Source organism: Campylobacter sp. IFREMER_LSEM_CL1097, from assembly GCF_025772225.1.
Taxonomy (GTDB): domain Bacteria; phylum Campylobacterota; class Campylobacteria; order Campylobacterales; family Campylobacteraceae; genus Campylobacter_D; species Campylobacter_D lari_D.
In genome coordinates this window covers 32417-47476 of sequence record NZ_JAKMRT010000007.1, presented here as the reverse complement: position 1 = coordinate 47476, position 15060 = coordinate 32417, and the positions used below count along the sequence as shown (strand labels likewise).

Annotated in this window: 17 protein-coding genes; 3 read left to right on the top strand and 14 right to left on the bottom strand. The window is 29.1% G+C overall.

What is annotated here, in order from left to right:
* Nucleotides 1-65: 65 nt before the first annotated feature.
* Both rpsT and prfA read left to right on the top strand, forming a co-directional pair.
* A complete protein-coding gene (rpsT, locus tag L8W64_RS04380) occupies nt 66-329 on the top strand; it encodes a 30S ribosomal protein S20 (RefSeq protein WP_039617063.1) in 264 nt (87 codons plus the stop codon).
* Nucleotides 330-332: 3 nt separating this feature from the next.
* A complete protein-coding gene (gene prfA / locus L8W64_RS04375; RefSeq protein ID WP_133319093.1) occupies nt 333-1400 on the top strand; it encodes a peptide chain release factor 1 in 1068 nt (355 codons plus the stop codon).
* Nucleotides 1401-1408: 8 nt separating this feature from the next.
* On the opposite strand, the gene L8W64_RS04370 is transcribed toward prfA, so the two are convergent.
* From L8W64_RS04370 to L8W64_RS04360, 3 genes are all read right to left on the bottom strand, one after another.
* Nucleotides 1409-1987 carry a lytic transglycosylase domain-containing protein gene (locus tag L8W64_RS04370; protein WP_220566962.1) on the bottom strand — a complete coding sequence of 193 codons (579 nt, stop codon included), beginning with the start codon at nt 1985-1987 and terminating at the stop codon, nt 1409-1411.
* Nucleotides 1988-2055: 68 nt separating this feature from the next.
* Nucleotides 2056-3627: a single-stranded-DNA-specific exonuclease RecJ gene (gene recJ, locus L8W64_RS04365; RefSeq protein ID WP_263659219.1), complete on the bottom strand. Its 1572-nt coding sequence runs from the start codon at nt 3625-3627 to the stop codon at nt 2056-2058.
* Nucleotides 3617-5254, bottom strand: coding sequence for a CTP synthase (locus L8W64_RS04360; protein ID WP_263664525.1), 1638 nt, complete (start codon nt 5252-5254; stop codon nt 3617-3619). Before L8W64_RS04360 ends, recJ begins: the two co-directional genes overlap by 11 nt.
* Nucleotides 5255-5354: 100 nt before the next feature.
* Between L8W64_RS04360 and thyX the strand changes: the two genes are divergently transcribed.
* On the top strand, nt 5355-5987 hold the full coding sequence (gene thyX / locus L8W64_RS04355; protein WP_039617054.1) for an FAD-dependent thymidylate synthase: 633 nt from the start codon (nt 5355-5357) through the stop codon (nt 5985-5987).
* Nucleotides 5988-6001: 14 nt separating this feature from the next.
* Here thyX and L8W64_RS04350 read toward each other — a convergent pair whose 3' ends face one another.
* The 11 genes from L8W64_RS04350 to gyrB all read right to left on the bottom strand — a co-directional run bounded on the left by L8W64_RS04350 (nt 6002) and on the right by gyrB (nt 15058).
* Nucleotides 6002-6211, bottom strand: a complete 210-nt coding sequence (locus L8W64_RS04350; RefSeq protein WP_133319089.1) for an alkylphosphonate utilization protein — start codon at nt 6209-6211, stop codon at nt 6002-6004.
* Nucleotides 6212-6220: 9 nt separating this feature from the next.
* The gene (locus L8W64_RS04345; RefSeq protein WP_263672935.1) at nt 6221-6865 is read right to left on the bottom strand and encodes a porin family protein; all 645 of its coding nucleotides are present in this window, start codon (nt 6863-6865) and stop codon (nt 6221-6223) included.
* A 52-nt stretch (nt 6866-6917) separates the two neighbouring features.
* Entirely contained in the window at nt 6918-7304 is a 387-nt protein-coding gene (gene queF / locus L8W64_RS04340; RefSeq protein WP_039617048.1) for a preQ(1) synthase, read from the bottom strand.
* Between the two features lie 46 nt (nt 7305-7350).
* Nucleotides 7351-8103 carry an urease accessory protein UreD gene (locus L8W64_RS04335; protein ID WP_220566958.1) on the bottom strand — a complete coding sequence of 251 codons (753 nt, stop codon included), beginning with the start codon at nt 8101-8103 and terminating at the stop codon, nt 7351-7353.
* Between the two features lies 1 nt (nt 8104).
* On the bottom strand, nt 8105-8704 hold the full coding sequence (gene ureG, locus L8W64_RS04330; RefSeq protein ID WP_214125663.1) for an urease accessory protein UreG: 600 nt from the start codon (nt 8702-8704) through the stop codon (nt 8105-8107).
* A 10-nt stretch (nt 8705-8714) separates the two neighbouring features.
* Complete coding sequence (locus L8W64_RS04325; protein ID WP_263672934.1) at nt 8715-9383, bottom strand: urease accessory protein UreF; 669 nt, start codon at nt 9381-9383, stop codon at nt 8715-8717.
* A gap of 2 nt (nt 9384-9385) precedes the next feature.
* A complete protein-coding gene (locus tag L8W64_RS04320; protein WP_052243344.1) occupies nt 9386-9853 on the bottom strand; it encodes an urease accessory protein UreE in 468 nt (155 codons plus the stop codon).
* Nucleotides 9853-11550 (bottom strand): urease subunit alpha, encoded by a 1698-nt coding sequence (ureC, locus tag L8W64_RS04315; RefSeq protein ID WP_263672933.1) that lies wholly within the window; start codon nt 11548-11550, stop codon nt 9853-9855. Before ureC ends, L8W64_RS04320 begins: the two co-directional genes overlap by 1 nt.
* Nucleotides 11547-12218 carry an urease subunit beta gene (gene ureB, locus L8W64_RS04310; protein WP_133319084.1) on the bottom strand — a complete coding sequence of 224 codons (672 nt, stop codon included), beginning with the start codon at nt 12216-12218 and terminating at the stop codon, nt 11547-11549. Before ureB ends, ureC begins: the two co-directional genes overlap by 4 nt.
* Before the next feature lie 219 nt (nt 12219-12437).
* Nucleotides 12438-12701, bottom strand: a complete 264-nt coding sequence (locus L8W64_RS04305) for a hypothetical protein (RefSeq protein ID WP_263672932.1) — start codon at nt 12699-12701, stop codon at nt 12438-12440.
* Nucleotides 12702-12739: 38 nt separating this feature from the next.
* The gene (gyrB, locus tag L8W64_RS04300; RefSeq protein WP_263672931.1) at nt 12740-15058 is read right to left on the bottom strand and encodes a DNA topoisomerase (ATP-hydrolyzing) subunit B; all 2319 of its coding nucleotides are present in this window, start codon (nt 15056-15058) and stop codon (nt 12740-12742) included.
* Between the last annotated feature and the right edge of the window lie 2 nt (nt 15059-15060).

Below are 15060 nucleotides of genomic sequence, written 5' to 3'. Positions count from 1 at the left end.
ATTAATTAAAATTTAATTTTAATTTTGTATAATTAGCAATTTAATTTATATAAAAAAGGAAAATTATGGCAAACCATAAATCTGCTGAAAAAAGAGCAAGACAAACTATCAAAAGAACTGAAAGAAATAGATTTTATAGAACAAGATTAAAAAACATTACAAAAGCGGTTCGTGAAGCAGCGGCAAATAACGATAAAGAAGCTGCACAAAATGCATTAAAAGTAGCTAATAAAAGCATTCACGCTATGGTAAGTCGCGGATTTTTGAAAAAACAAACTGCATCACGCCGTGTTAGCAGATTAGCATTATTGGTAAACAAATTAGCATAATTAATGTTAGCTGATAAACTCAAACCTTTTTTAGCACGCTTTGATGAGTTAAATACTCTTCTTAGTGATGTTAATATCTCTAATGATATTTCTAAAATGACAGCTCTATCTAAAGAGCAAAAAAATTTAGAACCCATAGTAGAAAAAGCAAAAGAATATCTCAAAACCTTAGATGATATAGAAGAAAATAAACTTCTTTTATCTGATCCTGAACTAGGTGAACTTGCAAAAGAAGAACTTAAAAATCTCGAAGTTTTAAAGCCACAACTTGAAGAAAAATTAAAAATTCTTTTATTACCTAAAGATCCAAACGATGATAAGAATATCTTTTTAGAAATTCGTGCAGGCACAGGTGGCGATGAAGCTTCTTTATTTGTTGGGGATTTAGTAAAAGCTTATATACGCTATGCTGAAAATCGTGATTATAAATACGAAATAGTCAGCTCAAGTGAAGGTAGCGTAGGTGGATTTAAAGAAATCATCATTCTTATCAAAGGAAATGGAGCTTATTCAAGGCTAAAATACGAAGGTGGCACACATAGGGTTCAAAGAGTACCTGAAACAGAATCTCAAGGTAGAGTTCATACTTCAGCTATTACAGTGGCTATTATGCCTGAAGTTGATGATGTTGAAATTCAAATCAATCCAAATGATTTAAAAATCGATGTAATGCGTAGTAGCGGTCATGGTGGTCAAAGCGTAAATACCACAGATAGTGCTGTAAGAATCACTCACATTCCAACAGGTATAGTTGTAGTAAATCAAGATGGTAAAAGCCAACATAAAAACAAAGAAAGTGCCATGAAAGTCTTAAAGGCAAGACTTTTTGAAATGCAAGAACAAGAACGCTTAGCTAAAGAAAGTCAAGCAAGAAAATCACAAGTTGGAAGTGGCGATAGAAGCGAACGCATACGCACTTATAATTTCCCTCAAAATAGAATTAGTGATCATAGAATAAATCTTACTTTATATAGACTTGATGCGATTTTAGAAGGTGGACTTTTTGATGAAATCATTGAGCCATTAATCGCTTATTATCAAGCAGAGGCTTTAAAACAAGAAAATTTATAATTCTTGTTTTAATTATTGCTTGCTAATAAAATTCTATATTGTTCTTTATCAACATTTATCAAAAGCGAAACTAATTTAAAAGCTCTAAATTTTTCCATTACAAAAAGATCTTTACTATCTTTTAAAACTATAGCAACTAAATTTTTCATTACTTTATCAAGCCAAATATTTTTATATTTATCATTTGCTGAATGATATCTTCCAATAGCATTCCAATTAAACCCATATCGTTGTATAATTTCATAAAGTAATCTTGCTGCTATGTCTATATTTGCACTAACTTTTACAATCTCCTTTTCGCTAACACCATAACGCTTTAAATGAATGCTATTAATTTGCATTAAACCATAATCTCTTGTTTGATTTTTATTTCTACCAATGATATTATGTTCATAAGCTGCATTCTCTGTCAAAGCTATGGCTTTAAGTAATGCCATGGGTATGTTATACTTTCTAGCTGCGATTTTAAAATCTTTATCATATTTATAAAAATTTTCAGGTATATAAGTATCACCTATAAAAATTTTTGTATCAAAAGCAAAAGTAAAATTAAAAAATATTGCTAATAATAAAATCCTTTTTAACATTTTACTCCTTTATAGTACTTATGCTATAGCAAATTTATAAATAAAAATTATGCAAATAAGTTAATAAATTATCTAAGAATTTCTTTTATAGTAAGTTGAGGGGTGATTAATCCTCTAAAATTATTTTTAGAAATACTAGCTATAAAATCAATATTTTCACCAATTTCTGGCTCATAATCAAAGTTAAAAAATAAAGCTTCTAAAGTCTTATTTCCTTGTGTTAAAATAAGTTTTATATGATTTTCATCTTTACCAAGTCTTTTTTTGTTTTTTACAAAAAGCTTATCAAATTTAAAATATGGTCTTGGGTTTTTATGCCCAAAAGGTTCAAAAAATTCCAATATCTCTAAAAGTTCAAAATCAACTTCATTTGGATCAATACTACCTAAAACCTCATCAGTATTGTAAAAATCATCTTTAGGGATATTTTGACAAATTTCATAAAGCTTATTTTTAAAAATACCAAATTTTTCAAGCTCGACTAAAACTCCAGCTGCACCTTTATGTCCACCATAGCTTAAAACAAATTCTTTAGCTTGTTCTATAACATTTAAAATATCTATCCTACCCACGCTTCTAACGCTAGCTTTAGCCTTTTGCTCACATTCTGAAAAAACAAAGGCAGGCTTGTTAAAATGCTTTGCTAAACGACTTGCAACTATACCCAAAACACCCTCATGCCAATTTTGGCCATTGACAATAATCACAGGATCATTTTCATCAACTTGTTCTAAACATTGTTTAAAAAGCTCGCGCTCTTCATCTTTACGGCTATTATTATAAGTAATGATTTGTTCTAAATAACCCATAACCTCATTAATATTTTTAGAATGCAAAAATTTATAAGAAATAATCGCATCATCCATTCTACCTGCACTATTAATCAAAGGTGCAATTAAAAAACTAATATTATCAAGTTCAAATTTATCCTTACCAAAATACTGTTTGATAGCTTTAAATGCAACTCGTTTTGAATCATTAATACACTCTATGCCTTTTCTAACTAAGGCTCTATTTAAATCTCTAAGCTCCATCATATCTGCGATAATTGCGATAGATAAAAGCTCTATAAATTTACACATATTATAATTAATCTTACATACTTCTTTTATAGCAGCAACTAAATACCAAGCCACTTGAGCACCACAAATTTCAATATCAGGAAATTCACAATCTTGTTGTTTAGGATTAATGATCGCATAAGCTTTTGGTAAAGTAGCTGGAGGCATATGATGATCGGTAATAATTAAATCAATTCCTTTTTGCAAACAAAGCTCTGCTGCATCAAAAGCTGCTATACCATTATCTACAGTGATGATTAAATCTACCCCATTAAGTTCATTGATGATTTCTTCATTTAGACCATATCCATCTTTAAAACGATTTGGAATTTTTACCACATAGTCATATCCGATATCATCAAAAAATTCAGATAAAATCACACAAGAAATCACCCCATCTACATCATAATCTCCAACAATAGCAAGCTTTTGATTTTTTTCAATCGCTTCTTTAATACGTAAAGCACCCTTATAGACATCTTTTAAACAAGATGGCATAGGTAAATCACAAAGCTTTACATGTGTATCATTGATAAAACGCTGGTGTAAAATTTCTTTTATTTTGGCTTTATTTAGCATGATTTGTTAAAGATGCCTTGATAAAAGAAAAAATAGCCGGATTAACCCTAACTAAGCGTGAAGTAAATTCAGGGTGAAACTGCACTGCTAAGAAAAATGGATGATCTTTAAGCTCTACAGCCTCAACTAAACCTTCATTTTCCCCACTTATAATAAGCCCATTTTTTTCAAACATTTCTTTATATTTTGGATTAGCTTCATAGCGGTGGCGGTGACGTTCTTTTACGCTTTTTTGATTATCATAAACCTTACTTAAAAGTGTATTTGGCTTGATATGACACTCATAAGCTCCAAGACGCATAGTTCCACCAAGTGGAGTTTTACTTGTTCTAATTTGCTTTTCTCCACTTGCGTCAATAAATTCATCAATCAAAAAGATGATAGGATTTTTACAATTTGGATTGAATTCATGAGAATTTGCATCTTCTAGTTTTAAAACATTGCGTGCAAATTCCACTAAAGAAAGCTGCATACCCAAACAAATTCCTAAAAATGGAATTTTATTTTCTCTTGCATATTGTATGGCTTTGATTTTTCCTTCTACTCCACGGTAACCAAAACCACCTGCTACTAAAATCCCATTTACATCTTTAAAGCTTTCTTCGACATTTACATTTTCTAATTTTTCACTATCGATCCATTTTAAATTTACTCTTGCATCAAGTGCTGCGCCTGCATGGATAATGGCCTCTGTTAAGCTTTTATAGCTTTCTTTTAAATCTACATATTTTCCTACAAAAGCAATACTAAGTTCATTACTTGGAGCGATGACTCTTTTTACTAAAGAATCCCATTCGTTCATACTTGGCTTTAAATTTTGAAGATCTAATAAACTTGCAATAGAATTTAAAATATCTTGTTTTAAAAAATTTAGTGGAATTTGATAAATACTAGCTGCATCCACACTTTCTATAACGCAGTTTTTTTCAACTCCGCATGAAATTGCGATTTTGTCTTTTAACTCTCTATCTAAAGATTTTTCACTTCTGCAAATGATCATATCAGGGCTTATACCTATACGGCGTAATTCTCCCACACTATGTTGAGTTGGTTTTGTTTTAAGTTCTCCTGCTGCTTTGATAAATGGCACTAAAGTCAAGTGAATATTAATAGCATTGTATTTACCCACTTCAAGTTTTAAAGCTCTAATAGCTTCTAAAAATGGTAAGCCTTCTATATCTCCTACCGTGCCACCTATTTCAACAATTAAAATATCTTTATCAACTCCAGCCTTTTTAATACGATCTTTTATCTCATCAACTATATGAGGGATTACTTGTATAGTTTTTCCTAAGTAATCTCCTCTTCTTTCTTTTTCTATAACACTTTGATAAACTCTTCCTGTGGTAAAGTTATTATCCTGAGTTAAATTCTCATTTAAAAATCTCTCATAATGTCCTAAGTCTAAATCTGTCTCAGCTCCATCTTCAGTTACAAAAACTTCCCCATGCTCCAAAGGACTCATCGTGCCAGGATCTACATTAATATAAGGATCTGCTTTTAAAATACTTACTTTTAAACCTGAATTTTTTAAAATCGTAGCTATAGAAGCTGCTGCTATACCTTTTCCTAATGAGCTTAAAACACCACCGGTTACAAAAATATACTTAGTTTGTTTTAATTTCATAAAATAACCTTAATTTCTTTTTTTGAAATTATAACGAATAAAAAATTTTATTTTTATAAACATTTGTGTAAAATTCAATTATTTTTGAAGGAAATTTTCGATGAAAATCACATTATTAAATCATACTCCACTTTCTGTATGCTCTCATGCAACAAGAACATGTTGGCAAAGTTTTGACAAAGGTGATTGTGGTGGTGAGAAAGACAAAGAATTAATCGATCGAGTGGGAAATAAATTCAAACATGCTTCAACCTTAGAGCATTTAAACTATACTTTTTATATACAAGGTATTTCAAGAGCATGCTTACAAGAAGTTGCAAGACACCGCCACACTAGTCCTAGTGTAAAAAGCACAAGATATACTTTAAAAGAACTAAGAAATGAAAGCGAATTTAAAGAAAATGACTTTGAAAATGCTAAAAGATACTTAGTATTAACCGGAAATGAAGTAGTGGATAATGCAAGCATCAAAGCTTTAGAAAATCTGCGTTTGATTTTGCAAAATAGCATTAGTTTAGACATAGCAAAATACTGCTTACCAGAAAGCTATAAAACAGAATTAACTTTAACAATTAATGCAAGAAGTTTGCAAAATTTTATCACTCTAAGAAGCTCAAAATCAGCCCTTTGGGAGATAAGACAACTCGCAAATGCCTTATTTGAAAACTTGCCTGAGGAACATCAATTTATTTTTAAACATTGTGTTTATCAAGAAGAAAATTCCCAAGATTAATTGGGAATTTTTACTTATATTTTTTTAAGAAATTCAGTTTTTAAAACAATCACACCAAATTTATCTACCTTAGCTTCAATTTCAGTGTCTTTGTTTGTAAGCTTAATATTTTTTATAGTCGTGCCACGCTTTAAAGTAGTGCTTGCACCTTTTACTTTCAAATCTTTCACAACACTTACACTATCACCTGTATTAAGCTCAGTTCCATTTGCATCTTTTGGCATATATTCTCCTTAGAATTTATAAGTATATCCTAGATATAAACCATAATTTGTTTGTTTAGGATCGTAAAAGTTTGAACCTACCATATTTTGATAAAAATTTCTTGTATTATAATGAGTTTGCTCGGCTTTAAAACCAAACTCAATTTCATTTGCTTGATTTAACTCATATAAAGCACCTATTTTTGCCCCATAAGTATAACCATCAAAATCTTGAGATAATGATAATATACTTGTTTTTAAAGTAAGATCTGTTCTTGCATAACCACCATATACCCCTAAAACTGCTCTTGTTTTTTCAAAGATTTTTGGAGTAAAATCATAACCAAGCAAAAACTTATGTGTAGTAAATTCTCCATCAATTTTTAATCTTGTGGTATTGATTACATCACTAAATTCGCTTGAATAATTATAAGCACCATAAATTCTATGATTTTCACTAAAACGATAACCAACTCTTAAACCAAAAACAGGAACATCACCTTCTAAATCACCATTAAATTTTTTATTATTTTTAGTATGATCAAGATCAGATTTTACCTTAGTATGAAACCAACCAGCATCAATACCTAATAATATTCCTGAATTTTCATCAGCTAAAGCTAAATTTGAAACCAAAGCAACACTTGCAACTAAACTAAATAATTTTAATTTCATATTTTCCTCCTTTAAATAAGACTTAATATATCCTTTTATTTTTAATAAAAACTTAATTTTGTGGCACTACTAAATCAGATCTACACTCAATCACGGTATGAACATTACCACGAGGGTTAAAATCACCTACTACTTTTATCCATTTTGGATCAAGTTTTTCTTTTAAAGTATTATAAATTTCATTAATACTTGCTTCATGTGAAACATTTCTATACATAAAGGTATTAATATAAAGTTTGATTGCTTTAAGTTCTACTACTAATTTATTTGGAATGTATTCTAAGTAAATTGTAGCAAAATCAGGATACCCACTACGCGGACAACAACACATAAATTCAGGTAAAGTGATTTTAATCACATAATCATTTTTGGCATCATTTGGCCAAACTTCCATATTTTCTACACTAAATTCTTTGATTTCTTTTTCACCATATCGCATTTATAATCCTTAGTTTGTTTTTAAAACTTTATAATACCACAATATTTTATATTTTATTTTGACAAAATTTAAAAAGCTTATCTTGAAGTGAAAGTAATTTTTCACTTTCATTACTAAGAATTTTTATACACAAACCCTCATAAAAAAGTTGATTTATATCGTCAAATGAAGCTTTTAATTCTTCATAAAACTCATCATATCCAAAAAGATAAATACTCAAATAATGCGTATGATTTGCAAAAAAATTTAAATCATTTTCTTTCATATAAGAAGGATTGATTTTAATTTTATCATTTAAAATTAAAGTATCATTTCTATAAATTTGAGTTAAACTCTCATAATTTTTAAAAGCAAATTTTTCATCCATAGCCACTCTACCAAAAATGACAAAATCAACATAAACTAATCTTGAAAAAGAAGCTAGATTAATCTTTGTGTTTTGTATAAAATTTGCATTTTCTTGAAGCAAAAGTGGCTTTGGCATATAAAAAAAGCTTGCATTTTCTTCAAGAGTAAAATCAATATTTTTACTCGCAAAAGAATCTTTAGTATCATATACCTTTTCATAACTTTGTGTGAGTATAGCGGTGTTTGTACTTTTCTTACATATGATTTCAAAACTTAAATGATCCTCTTTAAAAATTCCAGCACTAGAGTTTAAAACATATATACTAGTTAATTTTTTATCATAAAAATTCCTCATAAGTTTAAAAGGAGGAGTAAAAAAAGAATTTTTTATGATAGTTTTTTCATTGATAGTATCTAATGTAAGTTTAAAAACACTCTTTTGAGCAAACAAATCAATCCTTTAAAAGTGTGTATTTTTTAATCCAAGTAATGATTTCATCTAAACCTTCTTTAGTTTGAAGATTACTCATGATAAAAGGTCTATCTCCACGCATTTTTAAAGTATCTTCTTGCATGATTTTTAAAGAAGCATTCACATAAGGAGCTAAATCTATTTTATTGATAATCATTAAATCAGATCTACAAATAGCAGGACCACCTTTGCGTGGAATTTTTTCTCCTTGAGCAACATCTATAACAAAGATAAAAAAATCCACAAGTTCAGGTGAAAAAGTCATTGATAAATTATCTCCACCACTTTCTATAAAAATAAGATCTAAATCGCTAAAGCGTTCTTGTAAAAGTTCAACAGCTTCAAGATTACAAGAAGCATCTTCTCTAATGGCTGTATGAGGACAACCTCCAGTTTGCACTCCAATGATTCTTTCTTTTTCAAGAACGCCTTGTTTGATTAAAAAATTTGCATCTTCATTTGTATAAATATCATTTGTAATCACAGCCAAAGAAAGCTCATCTTTTAAAGCTTGACATAAATTTAATACCAAAGCTGTTTTACCACTACCCACAGGACCACCTATGCCTATTTTAACCATTAGAACCCTTTTAAGAAATATAAATTTTAAATGCTAAATTTTGGTGTTTTATACCCAAATAATCATTTAAGATATTGTGATTTTCACACCAATCTTTTAAAGTTAAATTTTGTAATTTAGAAAGAACCTTTTGAAAATCTTGCTGTAATTGAAAAAGTAAAATCTGCCCTTCATTTTGTGATAAAGGCACGATTTTTACAAGAATATTAACAAAATTACTCATTAAAGCAAACAAAAAACTTTCATACATAAAATCAAGTTCATTATCTTTGCAAAATAAAGCATACACAAAAGGATAAATAGGAGTTTGATTTTCTTTAATGTATTGATTTAATAAAGGATTTGATAATCCATAAAGACTTACATTTTTTACAAAGCGTTTAGCTAAAAAAACATAAGCTTGACTTTGTTCTTTTGCAACTATACTTGATAAAAATTTTCTTTGAAAGACTAGTAATTTTTTTACATCATTTGCATTTTCATAAGCTATTTTCAAAGCTAAAAGCTCAAAATACAAAATATTAGAATAAAGCTGAGTTTTTAAAACTTTTTTAGCATCTTCTATATTTTTTATATAAGCAAAATTCACATAAGATTCTAAACCAAAAGAATGTGAAAAAGCTCCTATAGGAAAAGAAGAATCACTAATTTGTAAAAGTAAAAAATTTAATTTATTCATCTTTACTCTTTGATAAGTTTAAAATTTGGATCAACTTGGATAAAACTTGGCATATCAAGCATATATTTTGGCTCTAAAATTTCCTCACATTTTTCGTATTTTATATTAAATTTTTCTAAAAACCTTATGATAGAGTTTTGTTCTAAAGTAAGAAGTTTATGATCTTTATAAAATAAATTTAAGTGCATATTACCCACTTGATAACTTATTAAAGCAAGGTTGTATTCATTTTCTATGTGAATTTTTAAAACCTTTTCAGGTTTAATCTTCACTAAAATCAAAAAATCCTCATCATATAAACAATCATTATGATTTAAACCTTTATTATCAGGCATTTTTATAGCGACATCTAGTCCTTTTAAAGTCGTTGTTCTTAATATCTTTTTAAAAGTATCAAACCAACTAAGCTCTAAAAAATCGCATTCTTTATTTAAATCATAATGCGTTATTTTATTTTGAAGTAAAATCATTAAATCATAAAATATTTTCTAGCTAAAGCTAAAGAATCAACGCTCTTAGAGCCAATAAGCTCACCATTTATTTTTACTTCATAAGTTTGTGGATTTACTTCTATATCTTGAACTTTATCATTAAATTTCAAGTCTTTTTTAGTGATATTTCTACAATTTTTTACTGCAACACATTTTCTTTTTAAGCTTAATTTTTCAGGTATATTAGCCTCTAAAGAAGCTTTAGAAACAAAATGTAAAGCATTTTCATTTAAATTTGCTCCAAACATTTTTTCATAGATAATAGGCTCAGGTGTTGGGATAGAAGCATTAGCATCGCCTATTTTTGCACCTACTATCAAGCCACCTTTTAAAATAAGCTTTGGTTTTACTCCAAAAAATTTAGGTTGCCAAAGCACTAAATCAGCAAATTTTCCTACTTCAATAGAACCAACATAACTATCAATCCCATGTGCAATAGCAGGATTTATAGTATATTTTGCTATGTAGCGCTTAATACGGAAATTATCATCTAAATCATTATCTTCTTTCAAAGCACCAAATTCTTTTTTACATTTATCAGCACTTTGCCATGTTCTTAAAATCACCTCACCTACACGTCCCATAGCTTGAGAATCACTACTCATAATGCTAAAAACACCCATATCATGAAGTTTATCTTCTGCTGCTATAGTTTCAGGACGAATTCTACTATCTGCAAATTCAACATCTTCTTTGATTTTATTATCTAAATGATGACAAACCATAAGCATATCTAAATGCTCATCAATGGTATTTTTAGTAAAAGGCATAGTAGGATTAGTACTTGCAGGTAAAACATTTTCAAAACCTGCCATTTTAATAATATCAGGAGCATGGCCACCACCTGCACCTTCAGTGTGAAAAGTATGGATAACTCTACCATTAATAGCTTTAATCGTATCTTCTACAAAACCTGCTTCATTTAAAGTATCTGTATGGATAGCTACTTGTATATCCATTTCATCAGCTATATTTAAACTAGTATCAATCACACTAGAAGTAGCACCCCAGTCTTCATGAATTTTTAAGCCGCATGCACCAGCTATGATTTGCTCTTTTAAAGCATTTTTATTACTTGAATTTCCTTTACCTAAAAAGCCAAAATTCATAGGGTAATTTTGCGTAGCTTTTAACATAGAATGTATATGATAAGCCCCACTTGTGCAAGTTGTAGCATTTGTTCCCTCACTTGGTCCTATACCACCTCCTATCATAGTAGTAACACCACTATATAAGGCACATTCAATTTGAGTTGGGGAGATAAAATGTATATGAGTATCAATACCACCTGCAGTTACTATTAAACCTTCTGCACCGATAATATCTGTACTTGTGCCTATAACTAAGCTAGAATCAACTCCATCTTGTATATCAGGATTGCCTGCTTTTCCTATACCTACTATATAGCCATTTTTTATCCCAATATCTGCTTTATAAATACCAGTATAATCAACAATCAAAGCATTAGTTAAAACTAAATCCGGAAATTCTCCCTCACTTACACTTTGAGCCATACCATCTCTAATATTTTTACCACCACCAAATTTAACTTCTTCGCCATATAAAGTATAATCTTTTTCTACTCTTAAAATTAAATCTGTATCTGCTAATCTTACTTTATCATTAGTTGTTGGACCATACATATTTACATAGTCTTTTTTGCTAATCTTAATCAAAGAAATCCTTTCTCTTTTGCTTTTGATAAAGCTTTAGTTTTATTTTCATCATTGATAAAATCATCACAAAGATTATTAAAACCTAAAACCTTTTTTAAACCACCAAATTCTATTAAACTTACTGTTTTTTCTTCACCTGGTTCAAATCTCACACTTGTTCCTGAAGCGATATTTAACCTTTTACCATAAGCTTTTTCTCTATCAAAAGACAAAAAGCGATTAACTTCAAAGAAATGAAAATGCGAACCAACTTGTATAGGACGATCACCTTTATTGCTTACTTTAATTTCTATAGAAGTTTTATTTTCATTAAGCACAATAAATTCTGATGATAAAAATATCTCTCCAGCTTTTATTTTATCATCATTTGCTATAGGCTCATGTATAGTAACTAATTTTGTGCCATCTTCAAAAGGAAGTTCTATTTGAATTTCTTCAAGCATACTTGCAACACCATCAATCACATCTTCACTTGTAAGTAAAGTTTTCCCTATGCTCATCAACTCACTCACACTTAAATTTTTTCTTGCAAGTTCCATTAATTCATAACATATATAAGCTAAAGCTTCATTATAATTTAATTTTATTTTTTGCTCTTTTCTATCTTTAGCGATTTTCCCTGCATAATGAAGCATTAATCGTTGCAATTGCTGCTGAGTAAAATGCATTTTAATCCTTATAAATTTTTTAGATATTATATAACTATTTGCTTGCTTTTAAGCAAAAAATTCTATTACATTTTTTAATTCTATTTTATAGTCTTTTTGAATTTCTATAAAAAGAAGATTTAAATTTTCACATTGAGCTTTAAATTTTTGATAATTTAAAATAAGAGTGTTTATTTCTTCTTTTTCACTAAATAAACGCTTTTCTATAACATTTTCATTTTAATAGATTAATTCATAATTTTGCAAAATATATTTTTTTGAAAAAAGAATAAAAAGTATTTTAATATCAGAATGATTTTGAAATTTTTGTAACTTTTTTGGAGTAAGATAAAATCCTTCAATGATTAAATTTTGTTTATTTTCTATACAAGTTTGAATCATACCATCTACAATAGGAAATAAAAAATCAGTTATTTTTTCATCCTCATCTACTCTAAAAGGAAAATTTTTCAAGAAGTTTTTGAGCAAGCAAGGTCTTTCCACTATGACCTTGCCCTCCAATTAAAAAAATCATTTAAAAATTAAACATCCAAATGTTTAACATCTTTAGCATGAGCTTGTATGTACTCACGGCGTGGTTCTACATCATCACCCATAAAAAGGTTAAAAGTATCATTTGCTCTTTGAGCATCTTCTATGGTAATTTTTAATAAACGACGATTACTTGGATCCATAGTTGTTTCCCAAAGTTGTTCAGGATTCATCTCACCAAGACCTTTATAGCGTTGTATATAAGCACCTTTTTTAGCATTTTTTTCAACTTCATCTAAAATTTCTAAAATATCTTTATCAAATTTTAAATCTCTATCTTTGATTTTTTGATAAATATAATTTGCCTCTTCATATAAAGGATTAGCAAATAAATCATCATTGATGATAAGCTCTTCTAAACCATTTTCAGTTTGCACATAAACACGAATTTCATTTTCATTGATATATGAATTTAATATATTATGATTTTGTTTTTCTAAAAATTCTTTTATGACTTTAAATAATTCTTCATTGGAAGCTTTTATCAAATCAGGATTTTCTATCAAATATCTAATCACTGAAATTACATTAAATCTTTTTTCTAATTCTTTTAAAACACTTCTATAAGCTGCAACGATTTTTAGAAAATCTTTTAAATCGTTTAATCCTATACCCTCATAAGTAGAACTTTCTATACCTGTTTCGATCAAATAATCATTTAAAGCTTTTTCATCTTTTAGATAAATTTCTTTTTTCTGACCTTTTTTATAGCGATATAAAGGTGGTTGAGCTAAATAAATATGTCCATTTGTTACAAGATCATTCATAAAGCGGAAGAAAAATGTTAAAAGCAAAGTTTGTATATGAGAACCATCTACATCAGCATCTGTCATAATGATGATTTTATGATATCTTAGTTTTTCTATATCAAACTCATCACCAATACCACAACCAAAAGCTGTGATCATATTTTGAATTTGTTCACTTTTTAAAATTTTATCTAGTCTTGCTTTTTCAACATTGAGTATTTTACCTCTTAAAGGTAAAATCGCTTGGAAAGTTCTTTCTCTACCTTGTTTTGCAGAACCTCCCGCACTATCACCCTCAACTAAATAAATTTCGCTTTCACTTGGGTCTTTACTTTGACAATCAGCTAATTTTCCTGGTAAAGTCCCTACACTTGAACTTTCTTTTTTACGGGTTAATTCTCTAGCTTTTTTAGCTGCTTCTCTACCACGAGCAGCCATTAAAGCTTTATTCATGATAGCTTTTGCTTCGATAGGATTTTCTTCAAAATATTTTGTCAAATACTCAAAAGAAGCCTTAGAAACTATAGGTCTAACATAACTTGAACCTAATTTTCCTTTAGTTTGTCCTTCAAATTGTGGCTCAGGTACTTTAACACTTACAACTGCTATTAAACCTTCTCTTACATCATCACCTGTGATTTTAGAGTCTTTCTCTCTAGCACTAGCATTTGCTTCAATGTAATTGCTAATAACACGAGTTAAGCCCATTCTAAAACCTGCTTCGTGCGTTCCACCATCTGGAGTTTTTATATTATTAACAAAAGAAAGTAAATTTTCACTATAACTATCATTATAAAGCAATGCTACTTCAACATTTACATCTTCTTCATCTACATTGAAAAATATTGCCTTAGTTAGAGCTTGTTTTTTATTTAAATCTGTAACAAATTGACTTATACCACCTTCAAAATGAAAGCTTTCTGCTTTTCCTACACGATTATCTTTAAAATTTATAGTAATTTTTGGATTTAAATATGCAAGTTCACGAAATCTTTTAGCTAAAATTTCATAATCAAAATCAGTCACTTCAAAAATTTGATCATCTGGCCAAAATTCTATGATTGTTCCTGTTTTTTTACTTTTACCTATGGTTTCAAAATTACTTGTAACTTTACCTTCTGAAAATTCTTGGCGATAAATTTCTCCATCTCTATGCACTGTAGCAACTAATTTTTTTGATAAAGCATTTACAACGCTTACACCAACCCCGTGTAAACCACCTGAAACTTTATAAGTATCTTTATCAAATTTTCCACCTGCATGAAGCACAGTTAAAACTACAGTTAAAGTAGGGATATTTTCAGTAGGGTGAATTCCCACAGGAATTCCTCTACCATTATCACTTACTATACAAGAGCCTTCTGCGGTAATTTCTACATTGATTGTATCACAAAAACCTGCCATAGCTTCATCGATAGAATTATCCACTACTTCATAAATCATATGATGAAGACCGCCTATGTTGGTATCACCTATATACATACCAGGGCGTTTTCTAACAGCTTCTAAGCCTTTTAAAACTTTAATATTTCCTGCGCCATAATTTTGATTTTCTTGCATTT

What these genes read in the sequence shown, in the direction of transcription:
- rpsT (WP_039617063.1), top strand. Translation starts at nt 66, where the DNA reads ATGGCAAACCATAAATCTGCTGAAAAAAGAGCAAGACAAACTATCAAA.
- prfA (WP_133319093.1), top strand. Translation starts at nt 333, where the DNA reads ATGTTAGCTGATAAACTCAAACCTTTTTTAGCACGCTTTGATGAGTTA.
- L8W64_RS04370 (WP_220566962.1), bottom strand. Translation starts at nt 1,987, where the DNA reads ATGTTAAAAAGGATTTTATTATTAGCAATATTTTTTAATTTTACTTTT.
- recJ (WP_263659219.1), bottom strand. Translation starts at nt 3,627, where the DNA reads ATGCTAAATAAAGCCAAAATAAAAGAAATTTTACACCAGCGTTTTATC.
- L8W64_RS04360 (WP_263664525.1), bottom strand. Translation starts at nt 5,254, where the DNA reads ATGAAATTAAAACAAACTAAGTATATTTTTGTAACCGGTGGTGTTTTA.
- thyX (WP_039617054.1), top strand. Translation starts at nt 5,355, where the DNA reads ATGAAAATCACATTATTAAATCATACTCCACTTTCTGTATGCTCTCAT.
- L8W64_RS04350 (WP_133319089.1), bottom strand. Translation starts at nt 6,211, where the DNA reads ATGCCAAAAGATGCAAATGGAACTGAGCTTAATACAGGTGATAGTGTA.
- L8W64_RS04345 (WP_263672935.1), bottom strand. Translation starts at nt 6,865, where the DNA reads ATGAAATTAAAATTATTTAGTTTAGTTGCAAGTGTTGCTTTGGTTTCA.
- queF (WP_039617048.1), bottom strand. Translation starts at nt 7,304, where the DNA reads ATGCGATATGGTGAAAAAGAAATCAAAGAATTTAGTGTAGAAAATATG.
- ureG (WP_214125663.1), bottom strand. Translation starts at nt 8,704, where the DNA reads ATGGTTAAAATAGGCATAGGTGGTCCTGTGGGTAGTGGTAAAACAGCT.
- L8W64_RS04325 (WP_263672934.1), bottom strand. Translation starts at nt 9,383, where the DNA reads ATGAATAAATTAAATTTTTTACTTTTACAAATTAGTGATTCTTCTTTT.
- L8W64_RS04320 (WP_052243344.1), bottom strand. Translation starts at nt 9,853, where the DNA reads ATGATTTTACTTCAAAATAAAATAACGCATTATGATTTAAATAAAGAA.
- ureB (WP_133319084.1), bottom strand. Translation starts at nt 12,218, where the DNA reads ATGCATTTTACTCAGCAGCAATTGCAACGATTAATGCTTCATTATGCA.
- gyrB (WP_263672931.1), bottom strand. Translation starts at nt 15,058, where the DNA reads ATGCAAGAAAATCAAAATTATGGCGCAGGAAATATTAAAGTTTTAAAA.